Raw genomic sequence first — 26,290 nt, 5'->3', positions numbered from 1 at the left:
TTGGCCGTGATAGGCTTGAATCCCCGAAAGAGAAGCGGGACCAGTCGTGCTGCAAAAACTCTCCACCTATCGACAGAAGCGTGATTTCGAGAAAACACCGGAGCCGTCTGGCAAGACGGCGGTGACGCCGTCGAAGCAGCGGCGCTTCGTGATCCAGAAGCACGATGCGAGCCGGCTGCATTATGATTTGCGGCTCGAATTCGACGGCGTGTTCAAGTCCTGGGCGGTGACCAAGGGCCCCTCGCTCGATCCGCACGACAAGCGGCTGGCGGTCGAGGTGGAAGACCATCCGCTCGACTATGGCGATTTCGAAGGCACGATTCCGGAAGGGCAGTACGGCGGCGGCACGGTGATGCTGTGGGATCGCGGCACCTGGGAGTCGGAAGATCCCGAACGCGGCTTCAAGAAGGGCGATCTGAAGTTCACCCTGCATGGGGACAAGCTGCATGGAAGCTGGGTCCTGGTACGCATGCGCAACGACCGTACCGGCGGCAAGCGCACCAACTGGCTCTTGATCAAGCACCGCGACGAATTTGTCCGCGAAGGTGCCAAGAACGACATTCTCGATGAGGACAAGTCCGTCGCCTCCGGCCGAGCGATGGACGAGATCGCCGAGGGCAAGGGGCGCGCGCCAAAGCCGTTCATGCTGGCCAAGGGTGCCAAGACCAAGGCCGACGCTGTCTGGCAATCCAACCGGGCCGAGGAAGCGAGAGGTCCCACGGTCAAGCCGGCGCCGCGCACGGCATTGAAGGGCGGCAAGATTTCCAAGAACAAGGCGGCGAAGAAGAAAGCCACAACTGCGACCAATGGCAGGAAGGTCGCCGAGATGCCGGACTTCGTGCCGCCGCAGCTCTGCACCTCGGTCGAGCGGCCGCCGGCCGGCGAGGGCTGGTGCCACGAGATCAAGTTCGACGGCTATCGCGTGCAGCTCCGGGTCGAGGACGGCAAGGCGACGCTGAAGACGCGCAAGGGCCTCGACTGGACCGACAAGTTCGCCTCGATCGCGAAGGAGGCGGCTGCGCTGCCGGACGTGATGATCGACGGGGAGATCGTGGCGCTCGATCACGACGGTGCGCCGAATTTCTCCTCGCTCCAGGCCGCGCTGTCGGACGGCAAGACCGAAGAGCTGATCTTCTTTGCCTTTGACCTCCTGTTCGCGGAGGATCTCGATTTTCGCCGTCTGACGCTCGGCGAGCGCAAGGTGCGGCTGAAGCAGCTGCTGGGAGCGCGCAAGCGGAAATCGGCTCAGATCCGCTATGTCGAGCATTTCGAGAGCGGCGGCGATGCGGTGCTGCAATCGGCCTGCAAGCTCGAGCTGGAAGGCGTGGTGTCGAAGAAGCTGGAGGCGCCCTATCGTTCCGGCCGCACCGAGAGCTGGACCAAGGCAAAGTGCCGCGCCGGCCATGAGGTCGTGATCGGCGGCTACAAGACCACCAACGGCAAATTCCGCTCGCTGATGGCCGGCGTGCATCGCGGCGATCATCTCGCCTTCGTCGGCATGGTCGGCACCGGCTTCGGCGCGGACAAGGTCAAGCGCATCATGCCGTCATTGAAGGCCATGGCGGCCAAGGAAAGTCCCTTCGGCGGCAAGAACGCGCCGAAGAGGAGCCGCGAGGTGCACTGGCTGAAGCCGGAGCTCGTCGCCGAGATCGAGTTCGCCGGCTTCACCGCCGACGGCAATATCCGCCAGGCCGCGTTCAAGGGCTTGCGGCAGGACAAGCCCGCCGAGGAAGTCGAGGCGGAGACGCCCGTCGACACCGAGCTTGCCGAGCCCACGCCCAGCAAGCGCGCGGCGAAGACGGCCAAGCGATCGAAGGATGCCGGCACCGCCGAGGTGATGGGCGTCGTCATCTCCAAGCCGGACAAGGAGCTCTGGCCCGACGGCGGTGACGGCGAGGGCGTGACGAAGCTCGATCTCGCGCGCTATTTCGAGGCGGTCGGGACCTGGATGATCGAACATCTGAAGGGGCGCCCGTGCTCGATCGTGCGTGCGCCCGACGGCATCGGCGGCGAGACGTTCTTCCAGCGTCATGCCATGCAGGGCACCTCGAATTTGCTCGAACTGGCCAAGGTCTCGGGCGATCGCAAGCCGTATTTGCAGATCGACCGCGTCGAAGGGTTGGCCGCCGTCGCGCAGATCGGCGGCGTCGAGCTGCATCCCTGGAATTGCGCGCCTGATGCCTACGATACGCCGGGCCGGCTGGTGTTCGATCTCGATCCGGCACCGGATGTGGAGTTCGCCGATGTCGTCGAGGCCGCCAAGGAGATGCGGCAGCGGCTGGCCGACATCGGCATGGAGAGCTTCTGCAAGACCACGGGCGGCAAGGGCCTGCATGTGGTGGTGCCGCTGCTTCACGGCGCGCGCGACAAGGTGAGCTGGAAGGAAGCCAAAGCCTTTGCGCAGGGCGTCTGCCAGTGGATGGCCGACGACGATCCAGAGCGCTATCTGCTCAACATGTCGAAGAAGCTGCGCAAGGGGAAGATCTTCCTCGACTATCTGCGCAACGACAGGATGTCGACGGCGGTGGCCCCGCTGTCGCCGCGTGCGCGGACCGGAGCCACGGTTTCGATGCCCGTCACCTGGGCGCAGGTGAAGAGCGATCTTGATCCCAAGCGCTATACGCTGCGGACCGTGCCGGGCCTGCTGCCGCGGTCAAAGGCGTGGGAGGACTATGACGATGCGGCCGCGTCGATCAAGGCGGCGATCAAGAAGCTTGCGGCGAAGAAGAAGTAGGTTTGTCGCCTGGCGGCGACGGCCGGCCTCGTGGGGTGGGCAAAGCGAAGCGTGCCCACCGTTTCTTTGCAACGGCGAAGAAGGTGGGCACGGCGCAAGAGCGCCTTTGCCCACCCTGTCCTCGTCCTAGATCCGTCCCAGCAGCAGCAGGATCAACAGGATGACGATGACCAGTCCGAGGCCGCCGCCGCCGTAATAGCCGGTGCCGTAGAACGGGCCGCCGCCGATGCCGCTGAAGCCGCCAAGCAGGGCGATGACCAGAATGATCAGAATGATCGTACCGATTGACATGGGAATCTCCTCAGCCCTTTGTTGCAAGGGTCGTTTGCACCTGTCCCCTCGTGCGAGGGCAACTTGCCGCAGGGTTTTAGGTTCCGTTTTTGAAACAGGGCCACAGGTCCAAGTTGCATGGAACCTTTGCCGCGTCGTCCGGCATGACTATGTGAGGATCGATCATCACGGGGCAGGGCCATGTCAGCACCGCTTGTCGTTTCAATTCCGCATCATCTCGGCCGCGAGGAGGCGGTCCGCCGGCTCAAGACCGGGCTCGGCCGGGCGGCAGCCAGCATTCCGGTGATGCAGGTCGAGGAGGAGCGCTGGACCGGCGACAGCATGGCCTTTCGCATTCGCGCGCTCGGGCAGATCGCGACGGGTCAGGTCGACGTCGCCGAAGACCATGTCAAGGTCCAGGTGGTGCTGCCCTGGCTGTTGCAGCGCTTTGCCGAGATGGCGCAGGCCACGATCAGGAAGCGCGGGCAGTTGCTGCTGACCAAGGACGACGGAAAGTAGCTTCAGGCGCGCACGCGCGGGCGCGCGGGCCTGATGGCGCTTGCCGTGCGGGCCTCGATGACAGCGGCGGGCAAATCGCGGAAGGCCTGCGTGACCGGCAGTTCGTGGCCCTGATGGCCCGTCGCGGCATAGCCCGTGATATCGACGGTCGCGTCAAATCCCTCCAGCGCGGGCCATTCCCGGCCCGCCTGGGTAAACGGCGCGAACTGACGCCCGACCACGACGATCGCCGCAGCGCGGCCATGGCGGCGGGCGAAGGCAATGACATGGTCGGCATGTGTGCCCCGCACCGCCAGCGGCTGATAGTCGCCTTGAGCGAAAACGTCGGCGAGCTCGTTGCGCAGCTTGAGAAGACGCCGTGTCCAGGCCAGCTTGATCAGGCCGTCCGGCCAGCTCTTGGTCAGGCCACGCCAATCCGGATCGTCCAATGACCCCAGCGCCGCGTGCCGCGCACCAAAGTCGACCGGGCGGCGGTTGTCGGGGTCGACCAGAGACAGATCCCAGAACTCGGTGCCCTGATAGAAGTCGGGCACGCCGGGCAGCGTCGCCTTGAGGGTGAGCTGGCTCAACGCGTTCAGCGCGCCCAGCAGTGCCACGCGCCGGGCCAGCGTTTGCAGCGAATCCAGGAATTCACCGGATTGTGCGGGATCGAGGACCTTGTCGATGAAGCTCTTGACGCCGTTCTCATAGGCTTCATGCGGGTTGAGCCAGCTCGTCTCTTCCTTGCCCTCGCGCGCGGCCTTCAGCGCATAGGCCTGGATACGCTCGACGAAGCCGGCATCGACCGGTCCCTGCAGCGGCCAGGCTCCGAGCAGAGTCTGGTAGAGCATGTATTCGAACGTCGCCGACGGCGCGCGGTAATTGCCATGGAGCGTGAGGTGTGGCGCGTTCAGCACCTTCCATCGCGCCACCGCGCTGGTCCATTCGCCGGGAATCTCGCTGAGCGCCGCGATGCGCGCGCGGGCGTCCTCACCGCGCTTGGTGTCGTGGGTGGCGGTCGCCGTCATTCCGAGCGGCCATTCCCTGGCGCGGGCCTGCATGGTCTCGTGGAAGGCGGAAATCGTGAGCCCGGTGCTGGCGGGATCGCCGCCGACCTCGTTCAGCGCGAGCAGCCGGTGGAATTGATAGAACGCGGTGTCCTCCAGCGACTTCGCCATCATCGGCCCGGTGAATTGCTGCACTTTCAGCGCGAAACGACGCACGCGCGGGGCGCTGTGCGGGGGGCGGCCGGGCTTGAGCAGGTCCATGGTCAGCGCGTCGCGCAGGAAGTCGAAGATGCCTTCGTCCGCGGCGAACCATTCGGCGCGTGCGCGCGCGATCGTGTCGTCGATCAGCTTGCGGTCGGGCGCCGTCGGGCCGCTGTTGGTCAGATAGGTGCGGTACACCGGGAAATGCAGCACATAGAGCTCGAGCGCCTGCCGCAGGCTGTCGGCGGAGAAATCGCGCGTCGAGTAATGCCCGTTGGCGATGCGCGCGAGCAGGCGGGTCAGCACGGTGAATTCGCTGGTGAGCAGCGTCTCCAGCACGCGCCGCTTGGCGTCCTTGACGTAAGGCGCAAGCCGCGGCGGCCGGTTGCTGACCTGCCGCCAGGTCTCGTCCAGCGCCCCCAGTCCCCCGGCCTCGACCAGCGCATGGATGATGACGTTCATCCATTCATAGCCGGTGGTGCCCTGAACGCCGGCGAAGTGCGGCAGGCGTTCGTGCTCGCACAGGATCTTCTCGATCACCGTGTAGAACGGCTTTGTATTTCCCTGCGCGTCGCGCACCAGCCGGCGCAGCCGCTGGCAATATTGCGCGGGGTCGCGCAGGCCGTCGATGTGATCGAGCCGAATGCCCTGCAGCTTGCCGCTGGCGATGAGCTGCTTCACCAGCCGGTGCGTGGCGGCGAAGGTGCTCGCGTCCTCGACGCGCAGACCTGCGAGCCCGTTGACGTCGAAGAAGCGGCGATAGTTGATATCGCTGGAGGCGAGCCGCCAGTGCCCGAGCTTGTAGTGCTGGCGTTCGAGCAGATGATGCAGCGCCAGCGTCTGCGCGGGACGATCCTTGGCCGCGCGATAGGCCGCAAGGCCGCGATTGATGATATCGGCCGCGCCTGCGATCTCCTTAAGCTCCGCCTTGAACGCCGGTGCCTCCTTGCGGCTGGGACGGCGCAATCCGGTATATCGCGCCGCGAGCGACAGCAGGCGCTTGCCGGCCTCCGTCTCGGCGGCATCCGCTTCCTTCACGATCACGCGCAGCATCTCGCCATAGCGCTCCGGTGCGACGGGCAGGCGATGCTCGAAATACCAGGCGGAAAAGCTTCCCTGGTCCGGATCGCAGCGCAGCTCGATGTCGCCGCGCTCGAGCGCCTCGCCATAGGATGCCCCCAAGATCGGCAGCAGCACGCCGCCGCGGGCGCGGTAGGGCAGCAGGTCCCAGTCGATGTCGAAGGAGACCGCGTGGGGCGAAGCCTGGCCCCATTCCAGCACGTCGAGCCACCAGGGATTGTCGGCAAAATGCACGCCGACATGGTTGGGCACGAAATCGATGATGAGGCCGAGGTCGTGCTTGGTCAGCGCCTCGCTCAGCCGGGCGAAGCCGGCTTCGCCGCCAAGCTCCGGATTGAACTGGCTGTGATCGACGGTGTCGTAGCCGTGGGTCGAGCCCTTGCGCGCCTTCATCACCGGCGAGGCATAGAGATGCGTGATCCCCAGCGCTTTCAGATAGGGCACCACCGCGGCGGCCTTGTCGAAGTCGAAATCCGCGGTGAGCTGAAGCCGGTAGGTCGCGAGCGGAATGGCGGGAGGCATCCTAACCTCCGAGGCGCCAGACCACCGACCAGGGCGGAAGCCGGTCGCCGGTCTCGCCGCCCCAGATCGGCGTACCCGCGCTGACATTGGAGACGATCTCGTGGTCCGACAGGTTGGCGGTCAGTCGCAGCACCGTGCCGTCGCCCATGCGCCAATGCGCGGTGAGCAGGCCGCTATCGGCCGCCTCGGCCTCGCCGAAGCTCGCGCCCCTCAGCCGCGGCATGATCTCCTTGCGGCGAAGCGCGAGCAGCTCTCGAACCAACGCAAGCCGCGCGTCCTGCTGCGGCGTGCGGCCGGTCCAGTCGAGCACGGCCGATTGCAACGTTGCCGGATCGAGCGGATCGGGCACCTCGTCGCCGTACTTCTCGTAAGCCCAGGCATATTCCTGCTTGCGCCCCTTGCGGACGGCATCGGCGAGTTCGCCCTGGAAATCGCAGAAGAACGGGAAAGGCACGGTCGAGCCCCATTCCTCGCCCTGAAACAGCATCGGCACCATCGGCGCGAGCAGGGTCACTGCGAGCGCGGCTGCGATCTGCTGCGGTGATGCCAGGCTCTCGAGCCGGTCGCCGAGCGGACGGTTGCCGATCTGGTCGTGGTTTTGCAGGAAGTTGACGAAGGTCGCCGGCGGCAGCTTGCCGCTCGGCTCGCCGCGCGGCTTCTTGCCCCAGAACTCAGAAACCTCGCCCTGGTAGACGAAGCCGGAGGCCAGGGCGCGGGCGAGATCGAGCCGCGGCGTTTGATAATCCGCGTAGTATCCGGCGAGTTCGCCGGTCAGCATCACGTGCCAGACGTGGTGATAGTCGTCGTTCCATTGCGCGCGATATCTGCCGTTGGGCGGCTCCTGCGCGGCATCGAGCAGGCTGGCGCGATTGTCGCCGTTCTCCAGCACGAGATGGATGTGCCGCCCCGTGGCCTTGGCAAGCTCGCCGGCGGCGACGCTGAGGTCCTGCAGCATCGACTGCTCGCCGGGGATTGCCATGATGTGATTGGCGGCATCCAGCCTCAGGCCGTCGAAACGGTAGTCGCTGAGCCAGGACAGCGCGTTCTCGACCGCGAACGCGCGCACCTGCGGCACGCGATAATCGATCGCGCTGCCCCAGGGCGTGTGAGCATCGGTGAAGAAGGTCGGCGCATAGCGGCCGAGATAATTCCCCTCGGGCCCGAAATGATTGTAGACGACGTCGAGGAACACCATCAGGCCGCGCAGATGCGCTTCGTCGATCAGCGCCTTCAGGTCTTCGGGGCGGCCATAGGCGCTGTCGGGCGCGTACCACAGCACACCGTCATAGCCCCAGCCGCGGCGCCCGGCGAAATCCGCCAGCGGCATCAGTTCAAGCGCGGTGATGCCGGTTGCGGCGAGATGATCGAGCTTGTCGATCATGGCGCGATAGGTGCCTTCAGAGGTGAAGGTGCCGACATGGGTCTCGATCAGCACCGTCTCTTCCCAGGGCCGGCCGCGCCAATCGCGCGCACGCCACGAAAAGGCGTCGTGATCGATCACCTCGCTCGGGCCGAACACATCCTTGGGCTGGAAGGCCGAGGCCGGATCGGGCACCTCGATCTCATCGTCGACCCTGAACTTGTAGGGAGTGCCGGCGGTGAGGCCGGAAATCTCGGCCACGTACCAACCATCGTGCCGGCGCTGCATCGCGTGTCTTCGGTCGAGCAGGAGGTCGACACGCCGCGCCCCAGGCGCCCACAAACGGAACGACACGCCGTCCTTTGTCGGCCTCGCCCCGAAGGATGGCCTCATAGCGCCCCCGCGAAGGCGAGCACGGAGCGTGGCGGCGCCTTGCTGTCGCTCCCGGGCTGGAACTCGACCGTATTCAGCTTGGCATCGGTCGTGTTCAGCATCTGCTGCCAGCTCTTGTACTCGGTCATTTTTGGCAATTTGAATGCGATCTCTTCGGGGGCGGCGTTCAATACGATAAAGATCGCGGCTCCGCCCGGTTCCATCGGGCCCATCACATAGGAGAGGAATCTTCCCTCCGGGAATTTCCAGTCGTTCTCCGTCATCTCGTCGCCGGCGGGTGTCAGCCACAATGCGCCGTAGGACACGCCGTCGGCCGGCCGGCCGTCGAGCCAGCGATGGCTGCGAAGCTGCGAGAACCGGCGGCGGATGTCGGCGAGATGGCCGACGAAATCGACCATGTCGTCGCCCTCCTTGCCGAGATTGTCCCAGCCGACCCAGCCGATCTCGTTGTCCTGGCAATAGGCGTTGTTGTTGCCGGATTGCGAGTTGCCGACCTCGTCGCCGGCGAGGATCAGCGGAATGCCCTGCGCCAGCATCAGGCAGGCCAGCACGTTCTTGCGAAGCTGGCGGCGTAGGCCGATGATGTTCGGATCGTCGGTCGGGCCCTCGACACCGCAATTGTTGCTGTGGTTGTCGTTGGAGCCGTCGCGGTTGTCCTCGCCGTTGGCCTCGTTGTGCTTCTCGTTGTAGCTGAAGAGGTCGGCGAGCGTGAAGCCGTCGTGGACGGTGATGTGGTTGATGCTGGCGCGCGGCCGCCGTCCGTCGTGGTTGAACAGGTCGGAGGACGCCGTCATCCGGCTGGAGATGTCGCCGATCAGGCTGCCTTCGCCGCTCCAGTAGCGGCGCATGGCGCTGCGATAGCGATCGTTCCATTCCGACCATTGCGAGGGAAATGCGCCGACCTGGTAGCCGCCGAGGCCGAGGTCCCAGGGTTCGGCGACGAGCTTGACCGTCGCGAGCACCGGATCCTGCCGGATCGCGGTCAGGAACGAGATGCCGCGATCATAACCGTTCGGCCCGCGCGCGAGCGTGGTGGCAAGGTCGAAGCGGAAGCCGTCGACGTGGCAGACATCGACCCAGTAGCGCAAGGAATCCATCACCATCTGCAGCACGCGCGGATGGGTGAGATTGACCGACGAGCCGCAGCCGGTGAAGTCGTCGTAATAGCGCGGGTTCTCGCGGTTGAGCCAGTAATAGGAGGCGTTGTCGATGCCGCGGTAGCACAGCGTCGGGCCGAGATGATTGCCTTCGGCGGTGTGGTTGTAGACGACGTCGAGCATCACCTCGATCCCGGCATCGTGCAGGCGCGCCACCGTGGTGCGGAAGGAGTCGAGTGCATTGTCCTGGGCGTAGCGCAGCTCCGGCGCGAAGAAGGAGAGCGAGTTGTAGCCCCAGTAATTGGCGAGCTTCTTCTCCACCAGGATGCGGTCGTCGACGAAGCTGTGCACCGGCAGCAGCTCGATCGTGGTGACGCCGAGCTTCTTCAGGTGCTCGATCATCGCCGGCGAGGACAGCCCGCCATAGGTGCCGCGCAGGTTCGGCGGCACGTCGTCGCGCTTCTGGGTCAAACCCTTGACGTGAGCCTCGTAGATGACGGTGTCTTCCCAGGGGATGTTGGGACGGATCTCGCGGCGGCCCCAGTTGAAGGTCTCGTCGACCACGACGGCCTTGGGCATGCCGCGGGCATTGTCGCGCCGGTCGAAGGACAGATCCTCGCGCGCGCTCCCGGTGCGGTAGGCAAAATGCGCATCGCTCCAGACCAGACGTCCCGCGAGCCGCTTGGCATAGGGATCGAGCAGCAGCTTGTTCGCGTTGAAGCGGTGGCCATGCTCGGGCTCGTAGGGGCCGTGCACGCGATAGCCGTAGAGCTGGCCGGGCGAGACGTCGTTGAGATAGCCGTGCCAGACATCCTCGGTTCTTTCAGGCAGCTCGATGCGTTCGAGCTCGCGGCGGCCTTGCGCGTCGAACAGGCAGAGCTCGACCTTCTGTGCGTTGGCGGAGAACAGCGCGAAATTGGTGCCGCGTCCGTCCCAGCTTGCGCCGAGGCGTGCAGGCGATCCAGCAGTCAGGCGCATGTGTCAGCTTTCCGGAACGAGGAAGATCGCGGCGAGCGGCGGAATGGTGAGGCGCAGCTCGGGCGCCTTGCCTTCAACGGCATGAACCTCGCCGATGTTCCCGACATTGCTGCCGCCATAATGGGCGGAGTCCGAATTGAACACTTCCTTCCACTTGCCGGCAAAGGGCGCGCGAACCCGATAGTTGCGATAGACATTGGGAGAGAAGTTGATGATGACGAGACACCGCGCGTGCTCCTCGAATCCCTTGCGCAGCCAGGCGAACACGTTGCGGTTGGCGTCATCCGTGACCAGCCATTCGAACCCGGCCTGGTCGCAGTCCATCTGGTGCAGCGCCGGCACCGCGCGGTAAAGCCGGTTGAGGTCGCGGATCAGCGCCTGGATGCCGGAGTGAAACTTGTATTCGAGCAGGTGCCAGTCGAGCGACTGGTCGTGATTCCATTCGCGGCTTTGGGCGATTTCCGCGCCCATGAACAGCAGCTTCTTGCCGGGATGGCCGAACATGAAGCTGTAATAGGCGCGCAAATTCGCAAAGCGCTGCCACTCGTCGCCGGGCATGCGGCCGAGGATCGAGCGCTTGCCGTGCACGACCTCGTCATGCGAGAGCGGCAGGATGAAGTTTTCCGAGAAGGCGTAGTGAAGGCCGAACAGGATGTCGCCGTGATGGTGCTTGCGGTGGATCGGATCCTTGCTGATGTAGTTCAGCGTGTCGTGCATCCAGCCCATGTTCCACTTGTAGCCGAAGCCGAGCCCGCCGAATTCGACCGGGCGCGAGACCTGCGGCCATGCGGTGGACTCCTCGGCCGCCGTGGTCGCCTGCGGGAAGCGTGCGAAGACCTCGGTGTTGAAGCGGCGCAGGAAGTTGATGGCCTCGATGTTTTCGCGGCCGCCATATTGGTTCGGGATCCAGGCGCCGGGCGGCCGGCTGTAGTCGAGATAGAGCATGGACGCGACGGCATCGACGCGTAAGCCGTCGATCGCATAACGCTCCATCCAGAACAGCGCGTTCGACACCAGGAAGTTCGTCACTTCGGTGCGGCCGTAATTGTAGATCAAGGTGCCCCAGTCGAGGTGGCGGCCCTGGAGCGGGTTGGCGTGCTCGTAGATCGCGGTGCCGTCGAAACTGCCGAGCCCGTGCGGATCGTCCGGGAAGTGACCGGGCACCCAATCGAGCAGCACGCCGACGCCTTCGCGGTGGCAGGCATCGACGAGGGCGGCAAAATCCTCCGGCGTGCCGAAGCGGCTGGTCGGCGCATAGAGGCCGGTTGGCTGATAGCCCCAGGAGCCGTCGAAGGGATGCTCGCTCACGGGCAGGAATTCGAGATGGGTGAAGCCCATGTCGCGGGCATAGGCCGGCAGTTGTTCGGCCAGCTCGCGATAGGTCAGCCATTCGTCGCCGTTCTTGCGACGCCACGAGCCGAGATGGACCTCGTAGATCGACATCGGCGCCGACAGCGCGTTGATCCCGTCAGGCGCCGGGCGCGGACGTGCCAGATCCGCCTCGTCGAACACGATGGAGGCCGTCTTCGGCCGCACTTCGCTGGCAAAGGCCATCGGGTCTGATTTCAGCGGAAGCAAATGGCCGTGCGGGCCGATGATCTCGAACTTGTAGTGATCGCCAATTTTCGCATGCGGGATGAACAGCTCCCAATAGCCGCTGCCGCGTACCCGCATGGGATGGCGCCGCCCGTCCCAGAAATTGAAATCGCCGACCACGGAGACGCGCCGCGCGTTCGGTGCCAGCACCACGAAGCCGATGCCGTCGACGCCTTCGAGCCGCATCGGATGCGCCCCGAGCTTGTCATAGAGGCGCTGATCGGTGCCTTCGCCGAGCAAATAGAGGTCGAAATCGGTCAGGATCGGCGGAAAGCGATAGGCGTCCTCGAACTCGACGACGTTGCCTCCGAATTTTGCGCGCAGCTGATAGTGCTTCGAGCCATTGGGCAGGGCCCCGATGAACAGGCCGGAATCGTGCACGCGGTCGAGCGGAGCGACTTCGCCACGCTCGCCGACTGCCTCGACATTTGAGGCCTCGGGGAGAAAGGCGCGCACCACGCTTTTGCCGCCCTCGGGATGCAGCCCGAGATAGTGGAAGGGGTCGGAGTGGCGGCCCTCGATGATCGCGTAGGCCTCGGCAGGCAGTTTAGGCATGGGCTTCGCTCCCGGCACTGGACAGAATGCGAAGCAGTCCGGTCAGCGGCGCATGGAGCCCCTCAGGCCGGTTGGACAGCTCGTACTCTACTTCATCGAAGGCTTGATCAAGCAGGAAAAACCTTAACAGGCCTTCCGCGGATTGCCGATCCTCCGGCCACAGCCGTCGATCGGTCGCGGCCTCGCGATAGGCGGACAGGAACGTTGCGGCGGCTCGCTCGCGCCATTCGTCGAGCGCTGCGGTGATCCGGCCCTGCTCGTCGGAGGCGCCCGTGAGTGCGCGGCTCAGCGCCGCGTTAACCGAAAGATCGATCGAGCGGATCAGGCCGGCGACGTCGCGCGCGGCAGGCAGCTTGCGCCGCTTGTCGGCCAGCGGCACACGGGGATTGCCGTCGAAGTCGATGATGAAGATATCGTCCTTCACGATCAGAGTCTGCCCGAGGCGGAAGTCACCATGATGACGGATGTTCAGCCCGCCGATCCCGGAAGGCAATAGCGCATTCAGGTGGTCGGGCAGGGACGCGCGCACGGCGGCGAGCTGGTCGGTCAGCGGCCGGTCCGCCTCCCGCAGGCCGTCGCGGCTGTCGGCCAGCCGTTCGAAAATCCGCTCGGCGCGCGCCTTGAGGTCGGACACGAGGCGTTTGACGTGCGCAGAGCCGATCGGCTCCGGGGCGAGATCGTCCGGCTTTGCCGCCGCCAGGGCAACATGCAACTCGCCGAGCCGCCGGCCGATCTGCGCGATGAAGTGCAGATAAGGCGCTTGCTCCTGGGTCTCGCGCGGCGCTTCGCCCGCCGACAACACGCGTTGCTCGTCGATATAGCGATCGAGATAACCCGTGGTCACGGTCCAGCCGTCACCCTGGTTCTCGACATAGGCATGCAACACGCCGAGCGTGCTGCGCTGATCGCCCTCGACCAGCTCGACGCTGCCGAGCAACGCCGGCGTATTGGCAAAGCGCGCGACCTCGGTGAGATAATGGCCGATCTCGATCTCGGGGTTGATGCCGCTTTCGAGCTGGCGATAGAGCTTGGCGACGTACTGGTTGTCGACCAGCGCGGTGCTGTTCGATTGCTCGATCGCGCGGATGCGTTCGGGCTCCTTGATGGTGTAATCGGCGAAGCGGCTGGTCGCCTTGAACTCCAGCCGCAGATTGTTCTCTTCCACCACCAGGTTCTGCGACAGGTTGCGCAGGAACAGGCCGATGAAGATCTGATCGGTCGCCACGTCGAGCAGCGTACCCTCGCGCGCGCCCTGGCGCACGGCGGCGAGCGCCTTCGGGTTGAACCGCTCTCGGTCGAAGCGCACCCACTCGATCTGCATCGGCAGCACGTAACGCGGCGCAGCGTCCTGGTCCGGCCTCTCAAAGAACGCGATCCAGGGCCTGTTGTCGCCGATGTCGCAGAACGGCACCGCCGAGGTCAGCGCGGTCTTGATGTGCTTGGGATTGTGCTCGGGATACCACCGCGTTCGGGACAGGAAGCCCGGCAGAACGTCGCGCTCGAACACGCCGCGCTCGCGGGCGAGCGACACCCAGTTCGAATTCACCGGCACCACCAGCGTCTCGAATTCCGGCACCGCGCGCGGCGTCACCGGCTCGGACTTGTCGCGCTCCTGAAGCTGGAACCAGTAGAAGCCGTAGGGCCCCAGCGTGATCATGTAGGGCAGTTCGCCGATCGCCGGAAAACGCGTCCGTCCCAGCATCTCCTGCGGGATGCGGTCCTTCCACGGCGACAGGTCGAGCTCGGTCGCTTGCGCTGCGCGCGACAAATTGGCGACGCAGAGGATCACCTCGTCGCGGTATTGTCGGACATAGGCCAGCACGGCGCGGTTGGCCGGGCGGATGAAGGTCATGGTGCCGCGGCCGAAAGCGAGCGTCGACTTGCGCACCGAGATCAGCCGCTTGGTGGCGCTGAGCAACGACGACAGGCTGCGCGACTGCGCCTCCACGTTCACCGATTCGTAGCCGTAGACGGGATCCATGATCAGCGGCGCGTAGAGGCGGGCCGGGTCGCAGCGTGAGAAGCCGCCGTTGCGGTCCGGGCTCCACTGCATCGGCGTGCGGACGCCGTTGCGGTCGCCGAGATAGATGTTGTCGCCCATGCCGATCTCGTCGCCGTAATAGATGATCGGCGTGCCGGGGAAGGACAGCAGCAGCGAGTTCATCAGCTCGATCTTGCGCCGGTCATTGTCCATCAGCGGCGCAAGGCGCCTGCGGATGCCGACATTGATGCGGGCGCGCGGGTCGTTGGCGTAGGTGGTCCAGAGATAATCGCGCTCGACGTCGGTGACCATCTCCAGCGTCAGCTCGTCATGGTTGCGCAGGAACAGCGCCCATTGGCAGCTCGCCGGAATGTCCGGCGTCTGACGCAGAATGTCGGTGATCGGGAAGCGGTCCTCCTGCGCGATCGCCATGTAGATGCGCGGCATCAGCGGGAAGTGATAGGCCATGTGGCACTCGTCGCCACGGCCGAAATACTCCTGCACGTCCTCCGGCCATTGATTGGCCTCGGCCAGCAGCAGCTTGCCCTTGGAGTAGGAATCCAGCTCGTGGCGCAGGCGCTTGATGATCGCATGCGTCTCGGGGAGGTTTTCGTTGTTGGTGCCGTCGCGTTCGCACAGATAGGGAATGGCATCGAGGCGGAAGCCGTCGACGCCGGCGTCCAGCCAGCGCTTCATCACCTGGATCAGCGCGCTGACCACGCGCGGATTGTCGAAATTGAGATCCGGCTGGTGCGAGAAGAAGCGGTGCCAGTAGAACGCGCCGGCCTCGTGATCCCAGGTCCAATTCGACTTCTCGGTGTCGGTGAAGATGATCCGCGTGCCCTGGTATTTCTGGTCGGTGTCGCTCCAGACATACCAGTTGCGGGCGCTGGAGCCGGGATGGCTGCGGCGCGCGCGCTTGAACCATTTGTGCTGGTCCGAGGTGTGGTTGACGACGAGCTCGGTGATGACGCGCAGACCGCGCTTCTGCGCTTCCTGGATGAAGCGCTTGAAATCCTTCATCGTCCCGAAATCGGGATTGACCGAGCCGTAGTCGGCGATGTCGTAGCCGTCGTCGCGGCCGGGCGAGGGGTAGAACGGCAAAAGCCACAGCGCGGTGACGCCGAGCTCCTGGAGATAGGGCAGCTTCTCGGTCAGACCGGCGAAATCGCCGATCCCGTCATTGTTGCTGTCGGCGAAGGCCTTGACGTGGAGCTGATAGATAATGGCGTCCTTGTACCAGAGCTCATCCACGATTTCGGCAGCCTCAAGCTTCTTGGTGTCGACGGAAGACAGAACATTCATGGCGTGACCCCTTACGCCAGGCAGCGGAACAAGAGCGCCGGATCGCCGTCGGGATCGATACGCAACCTGATCCCGCCCCATTCGATGCGGGACTGTTCCCCGGTGAGAAGGTTTTCGAGTGTCGTCACATGGTGCCGCTGCCCGCCGGCGTCAACGGTGACGTCGCCAAGCGGCAGCCAGCATTCGCGCGCGTGGCCCGAAACCGCGATCACGATGACGACGGTATTGGCCGGCTCGGCCGCCTCCTTGACGAAGGCGATCGTTTCGCCGTCCTCGATGCCGAGAAAACGCAGGTTCGCGGTTTGCTGGAGCGCGGCGTTGTCGTTGCGGATGCGGTTGAGCGCGGCGATATAGGACTTGATGTTGCCGGGCCGGTCCCAGTCGCGTTGCCGGATCTGGTATTTCTCGGAATTCAGATATTCCTCGCGGCCCGGCATCGCCTCGTGTTCCAGCAGCTCGAATCCGCTGTAGACGCCGTAACTGCCCGACAATGTCGCCGCCAGCGCAACGCGTGACTTGAACGCCCAGGCTTCGCCGCTCTGGAGATGATAGGGCAGCAGGTCGGGCGTATTGACGAACAGGTTCGGGCGATAGAAGTCGCGCTCGGGATAGCGCGTCAGCTCGCCGAGATATTGCTCCAGCTCCCACCGCGAGGTGCGCCAGGGGAAATAAGTAAAGGACTGCGCAAAGCCGAGCTTGGCGAGGCCCTTCATCAGCTTCGGCCGTGAAAACGTCTTGGAGAACAGGATCACCTCGGGATGCCGGCGGCGGATGTCGCGGATCAGCCAGTCCCAGAACGCAAGCGGCGCGGTATCGTGGTTGTCGATGGCGAAGATGGTGACGCCTTGGTCGATCCAGAACAGCATGGCGTCGCGAAACCCATTCCACAGCCCGGCCCTGTCGACGGAGTTGAAATCGGGGATCACGATGTCCGAATAGGGTCCATCCGCCGTCCGCACCGAGCGGTCCGGCCGCCATTTGAACCATTCCGGATGCTGCGTCAGCCAGGGATGGTCGGGCGAGCATTGCACGGCGAAATCGAGCGCGAGCTCGAGACCGTATTCCAGGCAGGTCGCGACCAGTGCACGGAAATCCTCGATGGTGCCGAGCTCGGGATGCAGCGCATCGTGGCCGCCCTCGGCGGCTCCGATTGCATAGGGCGAGCCGGGCTCGCCTTCGGTTGCCACCGGCGCATTGTTGTGGCCCTTGCGGCGGCGACGGCCGATCGGGTGGATCGGCGTGAAATAGAGCACGTCAAAACCCATCGCGGCGATATCAGGCACGCGGGCGATGCAGTCGCGCAGCGTGCCGTGCTGACCGGCGACCCGGCTCTGGCTGCGCGGCATCATCTGATACCAGGCGCCGAAGCGCGCCTTGTCGCGGTCGACGGTCAGCGGGAAGGGCTGCGAGCGGGTCAGGTCAGGCCGGGACTGGCTCTCGGCCATGGCATTGCCGAGCTCGGCCGCAAGCAGTGTGGCGACATCGCCAGTCTGAAGATAATCCTCGCACTGCCTGACGATGACGTCAGCGGCGTCCTGTCGCGCGCCATGTGCTTTGGTCAGGAGCCCGGCCCCCTCGATCGCATCCAGGCTGACATCGGCACCCATTCGCTGCTTGCGCGCGACCCCGTGCGACCAGGTGGCGAACTCGTCGGTCCAGGCCTCGATCGCGTAGACATATTGGCCGGTCTCAACGGGTGTGAATCCGCCGGACCAGCGGTCATTGCCGTGAGGGATCATCGGCTCGCTCTGCCATTCGCGGTCCTGCTCCTGTCGCCAGATCAGCGCGGCTCCCATCACGGCGTCGCCGTCGCGATAGATGTCGGCCCAGACCTCGACCCGTTCGCCCGCGATCCGTTTCACGGCGAAGCGGCCGCCATCGATCAGGGGATAGATGTCTTCGATGAGGAAAGCGCTGCCGGCAGCGGCGCTCTCGACAGTTTGAATTGTCTTGTTCACGGTGATGCCATTGACAAGAAAGCAGGAGCCCGTTTCCCTTGTCGGGAACCTACGCTTGGTACCACTATAGAAAGCCGCTTGTGTGTCATTGGTTCCCTCGGGAACGGGTGGTGCGGTTTGCGAGTTACCCCTGACTAACCTCTTCCTCGACCTCGTTAAAATCAATGCCCCCGGCCGAAGAATGGCCTGCAAGCTGCGTGCCGAATGGATCTTTTAGCTCAAGCCCGCATCAAGGGCGTTCAATCCGAATTCATCGACGCCCTCGGAAAGCTGCGGGTCACCGATCCCGTGGCCCTCAAATCCATCCTCGACGCCCTGCCGGAGAAGCGGGTTTACCGCTTCGTCAGCGGGCCGGTCGTGGTCCGTGCCTTGGGTCATCCGCGCACCGAATTGGCGACAATCGGCGCGCCGCCGCTCAAGTGGAAATTGGCCGCAAAGGGGGAGGTGATTGCCGAGGGCGAGACGCGCGAGCCCGTGATCGCCTGGCCTGCCGGCCTGCCGCTCGGCTATCACCGGTTGACACTGACCGATGCCGAAGGTGTGACGGAAGAGGTGCCGATGATCGTGGCGCCCGAGCGCGCCTTCGGCGGTGATTTCGACCGCGGCTGGCTGCTTGCCGTGCAGCTCTACAGCGTCCGTTCGAACCGCAATTGGGGCATCGGCGATTTCACCGATCTGGCCGATCTCGTCCGGCTCGCCAAGCAGTTCGGGGCCGATGGTGTCGGGCTCAATCCGTTGCATGTCCTGTTCGACGACCACCCGGCCGATTGCAGTCCCTATTCGCCGAATAGCCGGCTGTTCCTCAACCCGCTCTATATCGACGTCGAGGCCATTCCCGAATTCTCCGCAGACCTCGTGCCCGACGCGGCCGCGACCGCGGCCCGTCTGCGGCAAGGCGATCGCGTCCCCTATGCCGACATGGCGGCGTTGAAATGGCTGGGCCTGCGCGCCGCCTTTGACAGCTTCGTGACGACGGCCAGCGAGGCGCGCCGCAAGGCGTTCGACGCCTTCCGCACCGCCCGCGCGCCGCTATTGTCCCGCTTCGCCTGCTTCGAGGTGCTGCGCCATCGTTTCACCGCGCCATGGTGGGAATGGCCGGTTGAATGGCAGCAACCGGATGAGGCGAAATGCGCCGGCTTGCGCAATGGGCCTGCCAAGCGCGAGGTCGAGTTCGTCGAATTCGTGCAATGGACCGCAGATAGCCAGCTGCATGCGGCCAAGGAGCTTGCCGGCCGGCTCGGCATGCGCGTCGGGCTCTATCTCGATGTCGCCGTCGGCGTGCAGTCCAACGGCTTCGATGCCTGGAACGAGCAGATGGCGATCTCCCGTCATCTCGCCGTCGGTGCGCCGCCCGACGTGCTCAACACCATCGGCCAGGACTGGGGCCTTGCCGGCTTCAACGCCGGCGGCCTGGAAGCCCAATCCTTCGTGCCGTTCGCCGACATGCTGGCGGCGTCAATGCGCCATGCCGGCGCGATCAGGCTCGACCACGTGCTCGGCCTGAAGCGGCTTTATCTCGTGCCGCGCGGCTTCAAGCCGGACAACGGCGCCTATGTGCAGATGCCGTTCGAGGCGCTGCTTGGCGCCGTGGCGCGCGAGAGCGCGGCCCACAAATGCATCGTGATCGGCGAGGACCTCGGCACCGTGCCGGAAGGTTTCCGTGAGACCATGCAGGATTTCGGCATCTGGTCCTATCTCGTCATGATGTTCGAGCGCGACGATGCCGGCCACTTCCGCAACGTCGACCATTACCGGCCCAACGCGTTGGTCACGCTGAACACGCATGATCTGTCGACCTATGCCGGCTGGCGCTCCTTTGGCGATCTCAAGATGAAGCGCTCGCTCGGGCTCGATCCCGGCGAGAACGACCAGGCGCGCTGGGATGCGCTCGGCAGGCTCGACGAGATCCTGCGCCAGAACGGCATTCGTGCCAACGACCTCTATTCGGTGCTGGCCTTCCTGTCGCGCACGCCGTCGCGGCTGCTCGCGGTCTCCATGGAGGATCTGCTCGGCGTGATCGACCAGCCCAACATTCCCGGCACGATCGACGAACATCCGAACTGGCGTCAGCGCCTTCCCGTTGCGCTCGACAAGATCGCCGCGAAGGTCGATCTCACGGCCTTGCGAGCGGCGACGCGGGAACGTTCGCTGAATGGCGGGAGTTGACGCGCAAGGGTTACCAAGGGCTGCTTTCAAGGCTCGTACGGCATTGTCTCAGAGGATCGAGGATTATGCGCTGATCGGCGATTGCGAGACCGCGGCGCTGGTCGGGCGCAACGGCTCGATCGATTGGCTGTGCTGGCCCGCCTTCGATTCCGACGCCTGCTTTGCCGCCATCCTCGGCACCCACAAGAACGGCCGCTGGCTGCTTACGCCGGCCGAGGACGTCACCAGCATCTCACGCCGCTATCTCGGCAACACTCTCATCCTCGAAACGCGTTTCGAGACGAAGAGCGGCACCGTCGCGCTGATCGATTTCATGCCGCCGCGCGGCAAGGCGTCCGACGTCGTTCGGCTGGTGCGCGGCGTTACGGGCACCGTGAAGATGCGGATGGAGCTCGTGATCCGCTTCGGCTTCGGCATCGATATTCCCTGGGTGCGGCGGATCGACCATTCCCTGATGGCAATCGCCGGCCAGGACATGACGGTGCTGCGCACGCCGGTCGAGACCCGCGGCGAGGACCTGACCACGGTGTCCGACTTCGAGGTGAAAGCCGGCGAGACCGTGCCGTTCGTGCTGACCTACGGCCCCTCGCATCTCGATCCGCCCGCGCCGATCGATCCGGAGATCGCGCTCCGGGAGACGGAGCAGTTCTGGAAGGACTGGTGCAGTCATTGCACCCGCGACGGCGAGTATCACGACCTGATCGTGCGCTCGCTGATCACGCTGAAGGCGCTGACGTTCGGCCCGACCGGCGGCATCGTCGCGGCGCCCACCACCTCATTGCCGGAGAAACTCGGCGGCAGCAGGAATTGGGATTATCGCTTCTGTTGGCTGCGCGACGCCACCTTCACGCTGCTGGCGCTGATGAACTCCGGCTATACCGAGGAAGCCTCGGCCTGGCACAATTGGCTGCTGCGCGCCGCCGCCGGCTCGCCCGCGAACATGCAGATCATGTACGGCATCTGGGGCCAGCGGCGCCTGCTGGAATGGGAGGCGGGCTGGCTCGACGGCTATGAGGGCGCAAAGCCGGTGCGCGTCGGCAATGCCGCACATGCGCAGCTCCAGCTCGACGTCTATGGCGAATTGATCGACGCCTTCCACCAGTCGCGCATGGCCAAGCTCAAGCTCGACGACGAAACGACATGGGCGCTGGAATGTGCCGTGCTCAATCATCTGGCCGAAGTCTGGGACCAGCCCGATCACGGCATCTGGGAGCGGCGCGGCCAGCCCAGGCACTACGTCTTCTCCAAGGTGATGACCTGGGTCGCCTTCGACCGCGGCATCAAGAGCGCGGAGACCTTCGGCTTCAAGGCGCCGCTGTTGCACTGGCGCGCCTTGCGCGAGGCCATTCATCGCGACGTCTGCAACAGGGGATTTGACGCGGAGGAGAATGCCTTCGTCGAATCCTACGGCTCGAAACTGCTCGATGCCAGCGTGCTGCTGCTGCCGGCCGTGGGCTTCCTGCCGCCGTCGGACCCGCGCATCCGTGGCACCATCGCCGCGGTCGAGACATGCCTGGTGCGCGACGGCTTCGTCCTGCGGCACGATCCGCGCGAGCTGCCTGCAGGGCAGCCGCCGCTCGAAGGCGCATTCCTGGCCTGCAGCCTGTGGCTCGCCGATGCCCATGTGCTCGCCGGCGATCTCGACAAGGCGCAGATCTTGCTCGATCGCGTGGCCGGCATCGCGAACGACGTCGGGCTGCTGGCCGAGGAATACGATTCAGTCGCCCGGCGCCAGACCGGCAATTTCCCGCAGGCGCTGACCCACATCGCGCTGATCAACACCGCGCATAACCTGTCGGCGGCAAGGCAGCAGTGCGACAAGCCGGCGGTGCAGCGGTCGAAGTAGTAGCGCTCTCTCCGTTCCCTCCCCCACAAGAGGGGAGGGAACGCACCGCAGTGGAGGAGCCTGTCGAGGCTCTTCACATCAAGCTCAGCCAACCCCATTCCGCTTCAAGATCATCTCCATCGCCTCCGCAAAACCATCCTGCTCATTGGTAGCGGTGACGTGCGTCGCCTGGTCCTTGACGCTGTCGGTGGCGTTGCCCATGGCGATCGAGACGCCGCTGACGGCGAACATCGCGAGGTCGTTCTGCATGTCGCCGATGGTGGCGACGGCACCGGTCTCAATGTCCAAGCGCTTGGCCATCGCCTCGACGAAGGTGCCCTTGTTGAAGCCGGGCGGGGTGATGTCGAGATAATAGGTCTGCGAACGCACGGCGGTGGCTTCGCTGCCGAGCGCCTTCTGCATCGCCTTCTCGCAAGCCTCGAGGCCGGCGGCATCGGCGCTGGCGCCGACGATCTTGCACGCACTGGCAAGGTAAGGCGAGAAATCCGTCACGATGGTGGGATCGGAGCGGATCGTATGCTGCTCATGCGCGACGTATTTGCCGCTCGGATTGTCGATCAGCCATTTGTCATAAGTGAACAGCCAGATGTCGGCGCCGAATTCGCGGAGGATTTTCAGGGACCGCTCGGCCGCGCTTGCCGGGATGAGATGCTGCTCCACCGGCCGCATCTCGGGATCGACGATCGAGGAGCCGTTGAACGGGCCGACGGGTAGCCAGAGCGCCAGCGGCTCGATCAGGAAGCGCATGCCGATGGCGGGACGACTGGACGTGATGGTGAAGCCGATGCCGGCTTTGTGCAGCCGCTGCACCGCACTCCTCGCACGTTCCGTCAGCGTCTTGTCCTTGGTCAGCAGCGTGCCGTCGACGTCGGACACCACGAGGGAGATTTGCGTCATGACAGAACCTTCAGGTTTCCAGGTCTCAGCGCTTCGCCCCGCCCAGCTTCAGCTGCCGCACGATGCCGTCCACGATCGCTTCGACGGTTTCGTCGATCGAGACGGTGATGACGTGCTCGCCCGCCTCCGGCGGCTCCAGCGTGTCGAACTGGCTCGTCAGCAGCCCCGGCGGCATGAAATGGCCCTTGCGTTGCGCGAGCCGCTCGGCGATCAGCTCCTTGGTGCCCTTCAGGAACACGAAGCGGACGTCGTCGCGTCCACGCAGCAGCACGTCGCGATAGGTGTGCTTCAGGGCCGAGCAGGCGATGATGACATGCCCGCCCTTGTCGCAAACCCGTGCGATCTCGTCGGCGATGGCGTTGAGCCAGGGCCAGCGGTCCTCGTCGGTGAGGGGATGGCCGGCCCGCATCTTCTCGACATTGCCGGCGGGATGAAAGCTGTCGCCGTCCTCGAAGCGCCAGCCGAGCCGCTCGCCGAGCGCTTCCGCGACCGTGCTCTTGCCCGAACCCGACACGCCCATCACGATCAATGCACAAGGTGCTTCAACGCCCGCCACGAATTCCCTCCGGAAGCGCGGCCTGGTCGACCAGCCAGACGGTCTCACCATTCGAGCGCGCGCGTAACGCCGGCAGAGTCTCGCCATTGACGAGGCGCGTCAAGATCGGCTGCTTGTCGTGCCCGGCAATCTCGAACAGCATTTCGCGGCAGGACGCCAGAGCGGGCAGGGTGAGCGACACCCGCGGCACGAAAGGCGCGACATTGGCTTTGGGCACCCCGACGACCCAGCGTTCGGTCTCCTCGATTTCGGGGAAGCCCGGGAAGAGCGAGGCGGTGTGGCCGTCGGGGCCGGCGCCCATCAGCACCAGGTCGAACAGCGGCCGCGCCGGATCGAGACTTTCAGAACCGTAGAAGGCCTGCAGCTCGCGCGCATAGGCCTCGGCGCTTCGGTCCGGATTGTCGGCCGTGGTCGGGATCGGGTGGATATGGCCGGACGGCGCATTGCGGTCGAGAAACGTCGCGCGCGCGACCGCCATGTTGTTGAGGGGATCGCTGTCGGGCACGAACCGCTCGTCTCCGATGAACCAGTGCACGCGGTCCCACGGGACCTTGCCGCGCCAGGGGACGCTGCCGAGCAATTGATAGAGCTTCTTCGGGCTGGAGCCGCCGGTGAGGCAGATCGCGATGCGCGAGGGGTTAGCGGCGATCCGCGCCGTCACCCGCTCGGCCGCGGCCTGCGCCAGCGCCTCGGCGTCGGCCACGGTGATCAGCTTCGGCAGTCCGGCCGCCGCCATCACGAAAATTTCCGCCAGCTTCGTCCGTCGCGCCGGAGCAGCTCGTCGGCGCAGGCCGGGCCGTCGCTGCCGGCTTCATAGGTCTCGATGCCGTTGGTGCCCGCGCTTTTCCAGGCGTCCAGGAACGGCTGCACCGCCTGCCATCCGGCCTCGATGCCGTCGGCGCGCTGGAACAGGATGTTGTCGCCGATCATGCAGTCGTAGATCAGCGTCTCGTAGCCGGTCGAGGGGTCGGCTCGGAAATAATCGCCATAGCGGAACTTCATCTCGACGCCGTCGATGGTGACGCTCGGTCCCGGGATCTTGGCGTTGAACTGAAGCTCGATGGTCTCGGTCGGCGCAATGCCGATGGTGAGAAAGTTCTGCGACAGGCGATCGACTGTCGTGCCTGAGAACATCGACAGCGGTGCCTGCTTGAACTTGATCGCGACCTCGGTGCGCTTGTGGCCCAGCGCCTTGCCGGTGCGCAAATAGAAGGGCACGCCGGCCCAGCGCCAATTGTCGATCATCAGCTTCAGCGCAACGAAAGTCTCGGTGCTGCTGCCGGGCTTGACGTCCTCGGTCTTGCGATAGTCCGGGATATCGTCGTCGCCGACGCGGCCTGCGAGATATTGCGCGCGGACCGAGTTTCTCAGCGCATCCTCCCGGCTCGGCTGCTGGATCGACGTGAGCACCTCGGCCTTCTCGGAGCGCACGGAATGGGCGTCGAAGCGGGCCGGCGGCTCCATTGCGACCAGCGACATCAGCTGGAACAGATGGTTCGGCACCATGTCGCGCAGCGCGCCGGTGGCATCGTAGAAGCCGCCGCGATGGCCGACGCCGAGCTTCTCTTCCACCGTGATCTGGATGTGGTCGATGTGGTTGCGATTCCAGATCGGCTCGAACATGCCGTTGGCAAAGCGCAGCACCAGGATGTTCTGCACGGTCTCCTTGCCGAGATAATGATCGATCCGGTAGATCTGGTGCTCGTCCATGATCTTCAGCAACTCGGCGTTCAGCGCCTTGGCCGAGGCGAGGTCGGTCCCGAACGGCTTTTCGATCACCAGCCGCCGCCAGGCGCCGTTCTCCTTCATCATGCCGGTGCGGCCGAGCTCGCGCGCCGTCGGTGCGAACGCAGTGGGCGGCGTTGCCAGATAGAACAGCCGGTTGCCGCCGGTTTCCTGCGCGCATTCCAGCGAATCCAGGTGCTCGCGCAGGCGATCGAACGACGGCGGGTCCTTCGGATCGGCCTCGACGAAGGTCACGCATTCCAGCAGCTTCTTTGCGATGTCGTCGTCCACGGGACGGGTCGCGAACTGGCGCAGTCCCTTCAACAGGCTGTTGCGCAGTTCGTCATCCGACTGCCCCCTGCGGGCCACGCCGACGACGCAGAACTTTTCCGGCAACAGATGCTCGGCCGCCAGATTGTAGAGCGACGGCATCACCAGCCGATGAGTGAGGTCGCCGGTCACGCCAAAGATGACGAAGGCGCAATTTTCCGGCTTGCGCTTTACTTGCGGGTCTTTTGTCACGAATTGTCGGCCTTCGCTTGGGTACGCTTACTGAGCTCTTATTTGGACTTCGTGGCGCCCGGCTGCTTCGGCTCCTTGTGGCCGCCAAAACCCGCGCGCATCGCGGAGAGAATCTTTTCGGCGAAGGTGTGTTCCTGGCGGGAACGGAAACGTGTGTAGAGCGCCGCGGTCAAAACTTCGGCCGGCACGGCCTCGTCGATCGCCGCGTTCACGGTCCAGCGTCCTTCGCCGGAATCCTCCACGAAGCCGGAATATTCCGCGAGCTGCGGACTGTCGGCGAGCGCCGTCGAGGTGAGGTCGAGCAGCCAGGACGGGATCACGCTGCCGCGCCGCCACACTTCGGCGATGTCGGCGAGATCGAAATCGTAGCGGTGATCTGCCGGGAGAGCCTCGATGTTGGCGTTCTTGAGGATGTCGAACCCTTCGGCATAGGCCTGCATCAGGCCGTATTCGATGCCGTTGTGGATCATCTTGACGAAATGGCCGGCGCCGACGGGGCCGGCATGGATGTAGCCCTGCTCGATGCGGGGATCGCGGCCGTCGCGTCCTTCCGTGCGCGGAATGTCGCCGGCGCCGGGCGCCAGCGCGGCGAAGATCGGATCGAGCCGGTCGACCACCTGCTTCTCGCCGCCGATCATCATGCAATAGCCGCGGTCGAGACCCCAGACGCCGCCCGACGTGCCGACGTCGACATAGTGGATGCCGCGTTCCTTCAGCGCCTTGCCGCGGCGGACATCGTCCTGCCAGAAGGTGTTGCCGCCATCGATGATGACGTCGCCCGCCTGCATCACGCCCGCGATAGTGTCGATCGTGGTCTGGGTGATGTGCCCCGCAGGCAGCATCACCCAGGCCGTGCGCGGCCGCTCGAGCTTCGCGATGAAGTCCTCGAGCGTCGCGGAGCCGACCGCGCCGTCTGCGGCGAGGCCCGCGACGGCCTTGGCGTCCTTGTCATAGACCACGGTCGAATGTCCGTGGCGCATCAGGCGGCGAACGATGTTGCCGCCCATTCGGCCGAGGCCGATCATGCCGAGTTGCATCTGCAA

At 64.9% G+C, this 26,290-nt stretch carries 16 protein-coding genes; 4 read left to right on the top strand and 12 right to left on the bottom strand.

Annotated elements, in window-relative coordinates; all coding sequences use genetic code 11:
* The first annotated feature begins 46 nt into the window (after positions 1-46).
* Positions 47-2,734, top strand: a complete 2,688-nt coding sequence (gene ligD / locus AABA86_RS00540) for a DNA ligase D (protein WP_338305390.1) — start codon at positions 47-49, stop codon at positions 2,732-2,734.
* A 126-nt stretch (positions 2,735-2,860) separates the two neighbouring features.
* Here the strand turns inward: ligD and AABA86_RS00535 are convergent, their stop codons facing one another.
* Positions 2,861-3,025 carry a DUF3309 family protein gene (locus AABA86_RS00535; protein ID WP_007595743.1) on the bottom strand — a complete coding sequence of 55 codons (165 nt, stop codon included), beginning with the start codon at positions 3,023-3,025 and terminating at the stop codon, positions 2,861-2,863.
* A gap of 180 nt (positions 3,026-3,205) precedes the next feature.
* On the opposite strand from AABA86_RS00535, the gene AABA86_RS00530 reads away from it, so the two are divergent.
* The gene (locus AABA86_RS00530) at positions 3,206-3,523 is read left to right on the top strand and encodes a polyhydroxyalkanoic acid system family protein (RefSeq protein ID WP_028145680.1); all 318 of its coding nucleotides are present in this window, start codon (positions 3,206-3,208) and stop codon (positions 3,521-3,523) included.
* 2 nt (positions 3,524-3,525) lie between these two features.
* On the opposite strand, the gene treY is transcribed toward AABA86_RS00530, so the two are convergent.
* Genes treY through AABA86_RS00500 form a run of 6 tightly spaced genes read right to left on the bottom strand, consistent with a single transcriptional unit; the run spans position 3,526 to position 17,535 of the window.
* Complete coding sequence (gene treY / locus AABA86_RS00525) at positions 3,526-6,312, bottom strand: malto-oligosyltrehalose synthase (RefSeq protein WP_338305387.1); 2,787 nt, start codon at positions 6,310-6,312, stop codon at positions 3,526-3,528.
* Between the two features lies 1 nt (position 6,313).
* Complete coding sequence (treZ, locus tag AABA86_RS00520; RefSeq protein WP_338305386.1) at positions 6,314-8,065, bottom strand: malto-oligosyltrehalose trehalohydrolase; 1,752 nt, start codon at positions 8,063-8,065, stop codon at positions 6,314-6,316.
* On the bottom strand, positions 8,062-10,140 hold the full coding sequence (gene glgX, locus AABA86_RS00515; protein ID WP_338305385.1) for a glycogen debranching protein GlgX: 2,079 nt from the start codon (positions 10,138-10,140) through the stop codon (positions 8,062-8,064). Before glgX ends, treZ begins: the two co-directional genes overlap by 4 nt.
* A gap of 3 nt (positions 10,141-10,143) precedes the next feature.
* Positions 10,144-12,291: a 1,4-alpha-glucan branching protein GlgB gene (gene glgB, locus AABA86_RS00510; RefSeq protein WP_338305384.1), complete on the bottom strand. Its 2,148-nt coding sequence runs from the start codon at positions 12,289-12,291 to the stop codon at positions 10,144-10,146.
* Complete coding sequence (gene treS, locus AABA86_RS00505) at positions 12,284-15,577, bottom strand: maltose alpha-D-glucosyltransferase (protein ID WP_338305383.1); 3,294 nt, start codon at positions 15,575-15,577, stop codon at positions 12,284-12,286. The genes glgB and treS overlap by 8 nt, the downstream gene beginning before the upstream one ends.
* 11 nt (positions 15,578-15,588) lie before the next feature.
* On the bottom strand, positions 15,589-17,535 hold the full coding sequence (locus AABA86_RS00500) for a maltotransferase domain-containing protein (RefSeq protein WP_338305382.1): 1,947 nt from the start codon (positions 17,533-17,535) through the stop codon (positions 15,589-15,591).
* A gap of 204 nt (positions 17,536-17,739) precedes the next feature.
* Between AABA86_RS00500 and malQ the strand changes: the two genes are divergently transcribed.
* Both malQ and AABA86_RS00490 read left to right on the top strand, forming a co-directional pair.
* Positions 17,740-19,701 (top strand): 4-alpha-glucanotransferase, encoded by a 1,962-nt coding sequence (malQ, locus tag AABA86_RS00495; protein ID WP_338305381.1) that lies wholly within the window; start codon positions 17,740-17,742, stop codon positions 19,699-19,701.
* Between the two features lie 43 nt (positions 19,702-19,744).
* Complete coding sequence (locus AABA86_RS00490; RefSeq protein WP_338305380.1) at positions 19,745-21,547, top strand: glycoside hydrolase family 15 protein; 1,803 nt, start codon at positions 19,745-19,747, stop codon at positions 21,545-21,547.
* A gap of 84 nt (positions 21,548-21,631) precedes the next feature.
* On the opposite strand, the gene AABA86_RS00485 is transcribed toward AABA86_RS00490, so the two are convergent.
* From AABA86_RS00485 to gnd, 5 genes are read right to left on the bottom strand one after another with little or no spacing between them, the layout of a single operon-like run.
* Entirely contained in the window at positions 21,632-22,444 is an 813-nt protein-coding gene (locus tag AABA86_RS00485) for an HAD family hydrolase (RefSeq protein WP_212248222.1), read from the bottom strand.
* A gap of 25 nt (positions 22,445-22,469) precedes the next feature.
* On the bottom strand, positions 22,470-23,000 hold the full coding sequence (locus tag AABA86_RS00480) for a gluconokinase (protein WP_212248221.1): 531 nt from the start codon (positions 22,998-23,000) through the stop codon (positions 22,470-22,472).
* Positions 22,987-23,736 carry a 6-phosphogluconolactonase gene (gene pgl / locus AABA86_RS00475; RefSeq protein ID WP_338305378.1) on the bottom strand — a complete coding sequence of 250 codons (750 nt, stop codon included), beginning with the start codon at positions 23,734-23,736 and terminating at the stop codon, positions 22,987-22,989. Before pgl ends, AABA86_RS00480 begins: the two co-directional genes overlap by 14 nt.
* Entirely contained in the window at positions 23,736-25,247 is a 1,512-nt protein-coding gene (zwf, locus tag AABA86_RS00470) for a glucose-6-phosphate dehydrogenase (protein WP_212248218.1), read from the bottom strand. Before zwf ends, pgl begins: the two co-directional genes overlap by 1 nt.
* Positions 25,248-25,285: 38 nt before the next feature.
* Positions 25,286-26,284: a phosphogluconate dehydrogenase (NAD(+)-dependent, decarboxylating) gene (gene gnd / locus AABA86_RS00465; RefSeq protein ID WP_338305377.1), complete on the bottom strand. Its 999-nt coding sequence runs from the start codon at positions 26,282-26,284 to the stop codon at positions 25,286-25,288.
* Between the last annotated feature and the right edge of the window lie 6 nt (positions 26,285-26,290).

This window comes from Bradyrhizobium sp. TM233 (assembly GCF_036247965.1).
In the GTDB taxonomy this organism is placed as follows: domain Bacteria; phylum Pseudomonadota; class Alphaproteobacteria; order Rhizobiales; family Xanthobacteraceae; genus Bradyrhizobium; species Bradyrhizobium ottawaense.
This window is presented reverse-complemented; position numbering and strand designations above follow the sequence as displayed.